The organism is Enterococcus sp. 5H (assembly GCF_028128615.1).
GTDB lineage: Bacteria > Bacillota > Bacilli > Lactobacillales > Enterococcaceae > Enterococcus_L.
This window is the reverse complement of sequence record NZ_AMDP01000042.1, coordinates 1-477: the sequence shown is the minus strand read 5'-3', so window position 1 is coordinate 477 and position 477 is coordinate 1. Positions and strand designations below refer to the sequence as shown.

The 477-nt window shown below is 41.7% G+C and carries 1 protein-coding gene; it reads left to right on the top strand.

Annotation, left to right across the window (positions count from 1 at the left end; genetic code table 11):
* Positions 1-393: WxL domain-containing protein (locus C240_RS12590; RefSeq protein WP_271496239.1), on the top strand; the 393-nt coding region annotated here is incomplete at its 5' end.
* Positions 394-477: the final 84 nt, after the last annotated feature.

The following is a 477-nucleotide window of genomic DNA, read 5'->3' as shown; positions in this document are numbered from 1 at the left end:
CAATGGCGTGATATCCGTGCCGGAGGTACATTTGGTTACACAGTAACTGCTGAAATGACACAACAGTTTACAGGTGCATCTTCAAATACATTAAGCGGTTCTACTATTGATTTCAGCAATGGATTTATTTCACCACAAGGGGATAACACAAATACAGTTCCTACAGATCCAGGCGCATTCCAATTAACTGAAGGTGGCGGTGCTACAACTGTTGTGACTGCTAACCAAGCAGCGCAAGAAGGAAAAGGTCGTTATATTATGGCATTTGGTAACAGCACAGAGTCAACAGAAGCAAATTCTGTAAAACTAACAGTTCCAGCCGCAACTGCTTCAAATATGGCAGTAGACACATACACAGCGAAAGTGACTTGGAAAGTCGTAGCCGCTCAATAATTTCAGCTTTACTGAAAGTAAGCTGACGAGACTTCTCGCCAGCTTACTTTTTACCTAAAAGGGTAGTTGTACATAGCAAAAAAA